The organism is Streptomyces odonnellii, from assembly GCF_000981895.1.
Lineage (GTDB): Bacteria > Actinomycetota > Actinomycetes > Streptomycetales > Streptomycetaceae > Streptomyces > Streptomyces odonnellii.
On record NZ_LATD01000139.1, the window covers coordinates 1 to 4,575 of the forward strand.

5 protein-coding genes and 1 pseudogene are annotated in these 4,575 nt (G+C 68.3%); all 6 read left to right on the forward strand.

The window, feature by feature from the left end; all coding sequences use genetic code 11:
• The coding region (locus WH07_RS14585; protein WP_063775768.1) for a 2-oxo-4-hydroxy-4-carboxy-5-ureidoimidazoline decarboxylase at window positions 1-679 on the forward strand (679 nt) is incomplete at its 5' end.
• A gap of 170 nt (window positions 680-849) precedes the next feature.
• A complete protein-coding gene (sdhC, locus tag WH07_RS14590) occupies window positions 850-1,230 on the forward strand; it encodes a succinate dehydrogenase, cytochrome b556 subunit (protein WP_079023225.1) in 381 nt (126 codons plus the stop codon).
• A gap of 10 nt (window positions 1,231-1,240) precedes the next feature.
• Entirely contained in the window at window positions 1,241-1,732 is a 492-nt protein-coding gene (locus tag WH07_RS14595; protein WP_046500297.1) for a succinate dehydrogenase hydrophobic membrane anchor subunit, read from the forward strand.
• Between the two features lie 22 nt (window positions 1,733-1,754).
• Window positions 1,755-3,509, forward strand: a complete 1,755-nt coding sequence (gene sdhA, locus WH07_RS14600; RefSeq protein ID WP_046500298.1) for a succinate dehydrogenase flavoprotein subunit — start codon at window positions 1,755-1,757, stop codon at window positions 3,507-3,509.
• Complete coding sequence (locus tag WH07_RS14605; protein ID WP_046500299.1) at window positions 3,509-4,267, forward strand: succinate dehydrogenase iron-sulfur subunit; 759 nt, start codon at window positions 3,509-3,511, stop codon at window positions 4,265-4,267. Before sdhA ends, WH07_RS14605 begins: the two co-directional genes overlap by 1 nt.
• A 112-nt stretch (window positions 4,268-4,379) precedes the next feature.
• A pseudogene (locus WH07_RS39745) lies at window positions 4,380-4,575 on the forward strand (hypothetical protein); the annotation flags it as partial.

The following is a 4,575-nucleotide window of genomic DNA, read 5'->3' on the forward strand; positions in this document are numbered from 1 at the left end:
CCGCACCGCACCGCCGCCGTCCCGCCGCCCCGCCGCGTTCGAGGAGCCCACGCTGTCCAGCGCATCCCACGCCGGCCACCCGAACGGCCTCCACCGTTTCAACACCGCCGCGCCGCTCGCCGCCGAAGCCGCGCTGCTCACCTGCTGCGGCAGCCGCCGCTGGGCGCAGCGGGTCGCCGCGCACCGCCCGTACCCCGATCTCGACGCCCTGCTCGCCGCCGCCGACGAGGCCAGCTACGACCTCTCGCAGTCCGACCTCACCGAGGCACTCGCCGACGAGTCGTCCTCGGGCCCGCCGCTCAGCGCCCCGCCCGCCGCCCGTACCGCCCTGCGCGCCGCGCACGCCGCGTACGAGAGCAGCTTCGGGCACGCCTTCGTGATCAGCCTGGACGGGCACCGGCCCGAGGAGCATCTCGACGAGGTGCTCGCGGACATCCACGCCCGGCTCTCCCACGAGCCCGACCACGAGCGGGCCGTCGCCGCCGACGAGCTGCGCCGCCTCGCGCGTGCCCGGCTCGCCCGGCTCGTCGCCCCGTATGAATACGAGGCGGACGCCCCCAGATATCATGAAACCAGCCATAACGGACTCAGGGACACCCGCCCCGTGGGCCGCTCGGGGTGCGGGCCCTGGGGCTCCGGGCATCCGGACAGGCCCGATAGCCCGTCCGTGGCTGTTTGATTGCCTGTTTGATCACACCTATGGGCCCCCGGGCGGAGGAACCCGCCGCTCGTGGCTAACATGGCCGGGGCCGGTGGACCGTACCCGGCCGGGCGCGACCGACACCACTGTGCTTATTGAGTAGAAGATGGCGGCCGGCTCCCCGATCACCGCTCCCGGAGGGTTTTTCCGTGCCGGCTGGAACGCTGTACCGCGGCCGGGAAGGAATGTGGTCCTGGGTGGCTCATCGAGTCACCGGCGTCCTCATCTTCTTCTTCCTGTTCGTACACGTGCTGGACACAGCTCTCGTCCGTGTTTCCCCCGAGGCCTACGACGATGTCGTAGCGACCTACAAGAACCCGGTCGTCGCGCTGCTCGAGTACGGCCTTGTGGCCGCCATCCTCTTCCACGCGCTCAACGGCCTGCGTGTCATCGCCGTGGACTTCTGGTCCAAGGGCCCGCGCTACCAGAAGCAGATGCTCTGGACCGCCGTGGGTATCTGGATCGTCCTGATGGTGGGCGCCCTCTACCCCGTGCTCGGCCACGCCGCGCGCCAAGTCTTCGGGAGCTGAGAGTCCGCCCATGTCTACGAACAACACCGTCGCCGAAGAGACGACCGCGATCGGTCCGGTCGAGGGCGAGAGCCTGTACGACGCCGATTTCCCGGCGCCCCTCATCGAGGCCCCGCGCAAGCGGACCGCCAAGACCCCGAAGTCGACCCGCGGCAACTTCGAGATGGCCGCCTGGCTCTTCATGCGGCTCTCCGGTGTCGTACTGGTCGTGCTGGTCATCGGCCACCTGATCATCCAGCTCGTACTGGACGGCGGGGTTTCCAAGATCGGCTTCGCCTTTGTGGCCGGCCGCTGGGCCTCGCCGTTCTGGCAGGTGTGGGATCTGCTGATGCTGTGGCTGGCGATGCTGCACGGCGGCAACGGTCTCCGTACGGTCATCAACGACTACGCGGAGCGTGCCACGACACGCCTGTGGCTCAAGGGCCTGCTGTACACCGCCACGGTGTTCACCATCCTTCTCGGCTCGCTGGTGATCTTCACCTTCGACCCGAACATCCGCTAAAGCCGGGGCTGACGAGACTCTCATGAAGATCCACAAGTACGACACCGTCATCGTCGGCGCCGGTGGCGCCGGTATGCGCGCGGCCATCGAGTCGACCAAGCGCAGCCGTACCGCGGTGCTGACCAAGCTCTACCCGACCCGGTCCCACACGGGCGCCGCGCAGGGCGGCATGGCCGCCGCGCTCGCCAACGTGGAGGAGGACAACTGGGAGTGGCACACCTTCGACACGGTCAAGGGCGGTGACTACCTGGTCGACCAGGACGCCGCCGAGATCCTGGCGAAGGAGGCCATCGACGCGGTCCTCGACCTGGAGAAGATGGGCCTGCCGTTCAACCGGACCCCGGACGGCACCATCGACCAGCGCCGCTTCGGCGGCCACTCCCGCAACCACGGCGAGGCCCCGGTCCGCCGGTCCTGCTACGCGGCGGACCGTACCGGCCACATGATCCTCCAGACGCTGTACCAGAACTGCGTGAAGGAGGGCGTGGAGTTCTTCAACGAGTTCTACGTCCTCGACCAGCTCATCACCGAAGTGGACGGCGTCAAGAAGTCCGCGGGCGTGGTCGCGTACGAGCTGGCCACCGGCGAGATCCATGTGTTCCAGGCGAAGTCGGTGATCTACGCCTCCGGCGGCACCGGCAAGTTCTTCAAGGTGACCTCGAACGCGCACACGCTGACCGGTGACGGGCAGGCCGCCTGCTTCCGGCGCGGACTGCCGCTGGAGGACATGGAGTTCTTCCAGTTCCACCCGACGGGCATCTGGCGCATGGGCATCCTGCTCACCGAGGGCGCCCGCGGCGAGGGCGGCATCCTCCGCAACAAGAACGGCGAGCGCTTCATGGAGAAGTACGCGCCCGTCATGAAGGACCTCGCCTCGCGCGATGTCGTCTCCCGGTCCATCTACACGGAGATCCGCGAGGGCCGCGGCTGCGGTCCCGAGGGCGACCACGTCTATCTGGACCTCACCCACCTGCCGCCGGAGCAGCTCGACGCCAAGCTGCCCGACATCACCGAGTTCGCGCGGACCTATCTGGGCATCGAGCCGTACACCGACCCGATCCCGATCCAGCCGACCGCGCACTACGCCATGGGCGGCATCCCGACCAATGTCGAGGGCGAGGTCCTCGCCGACAACACGACGGTCGTGCCGGGGCTGTACGCGGCCGGCGAGGTGGCCTGCGTATCGGTGCACGGCGCCAACCGGCTGGGCACCAACTCGCTGCTGGACATCAATGTGTTCGGCCGCAGGTCCGGTATCGCCGCCGCCGAGTACGCCGCGAAGCACGACTTCGTCGAGCTGCCCGAGAACCCGGCCGAGCGGGTCGAGGCCCAGGTCGAGCGGCTGCGCGCGTCCACCGGCAAGGAGCGGGTCGCCGCGCTGCGCCTGGAGCTCCAGGAGTGCATGGACGCCAATGTGATGGTGTTCCGCACGGAGCAGACGATCAAGACCGCGGTCGAGAAGATCGGCGAGCTGCGCGAGCGCTATCTGAACGTGTCCGTCCAGGACAAGGGCCGGCGCTTCAACACGGATCTGCTGGAGGCGATCGAGCTGGGCAATCTGCTCGATCTGGCCGAGGTGATGGCCGTGTCCGCGCTCGCCCGCAAGGAGTCCCGCGGCGGTCACTACCGCGAGGACTACCCCAACCGTGACGACGTGAACTTCATGCGCCACACCATGGCGTACCGCGAGGTCGGCGACGACGGCAACGAGTCCATCCGTCTCGACTACAAGCCGGTCGTCCAGACCCGCTACCAGCCGATGGAGCGTAAGTACTGATGGCTACCCCCGTACTGGACAAGGTCGAGGCGGAGTCCGCCGCCTCCCCGTACATCACGGTCACGTTCCGGATCCGCCGCTTCAACCCCGAGGTCTCGGACGAGGCCCAGTGGCAGGACTTCCGGATCGACATCGACCCCAAGGAGCGGGTGCTCGACGGCCTCCACAAGATCAAGTGGGAGCTGGACGGCTCGCTGACCTTCCGGCGCTCCTGCGCGCACGGCATCTGCGGCTCGGACGCGATGCGGATCAACGGGCGCAACCGGCTGGCGTGCAAGACGCTGATCAAGGACATCAATCCGTCGAAGCCGATCACGGTCGAGCCCATAAAGGGGCTCACGGTCCAGAAGGACCTGATCGTGGACATGGAGCCGTTCTTCCAGGCGTACCGCGATGTGATGCCGTTCCTGGTCACCAGCGGCAACGAGCCGACGCGGGAGCGCCTCCAGTCCGCCGAGGACCGTGAGCGCTTCGACGACACCACCAAGTGCATTCTGTGCGCGGCGTGCACCTCGTCCTGCCCGGTCTTCTGGAACGACGGCCAGTACTTCGGCCCGGCGGCGATCGTGAACGCGCACCGCTTCATCTTCGACTCGCGCGACGAGGCGGCGGAGCAGCGGCTGGAGATCCTCAACGACAAGGACGGCGTGTGGCGTTGCCGTACGACGTTCAACTGCACGGACGCGTGTCCGCGCGGCATCGAGGTGACCAAGGCGATCCAGGAGGTCAAGCGGGCGCTGATCACGCGCCGCTTCTGACCGTAGGACCGTAAGCCCGGCGGGCCCGCTTCTGTAGGCAAGTCCATACAGAAGCGGGCCCTTCGTGTGCCAGGATCGGAGGCGCATCAGGGACCACGGGAAGCGGGGAGAGATGAGCGAGCCGAATCCGTACGCGGACGGGGAGTACCAATGGGGGCCGCCGCAGCAGCCGGGTCCCGGCGCGGGCGCGACGCCGGCACCGGGCAAGCCGGAGTACGACTTCCCCAATCCGACGCTCATCGACGGCCCGCCGGGCGCGACACCGACGCCGACACCGGCCCCCGGCTATGGCTACCCCGCCCCCGGGG

Coding starts and splice junctions, on each gene's coding strand:
- WH07_RS14595 (WP_046500297.1), top strand. CDS start 1,241: ATGTCTACGAACAACACCGTCGCCGAAGAGACGACCGCGATCGGTCCG.
- sdhA (WP_046500298.1), top strand. CDS start 1,755: ATGAAGATCCACAAGTACGACACCGTCATCGTCGGCGCCGGTGGCGCC.
- WH07_RS14605 (WP_046500299.1), top strand. CDS start 3,509: ATGGCTACCCCCGTACTGGACAAGGTCGAGGCGGAGTCCGCCGCCTCC.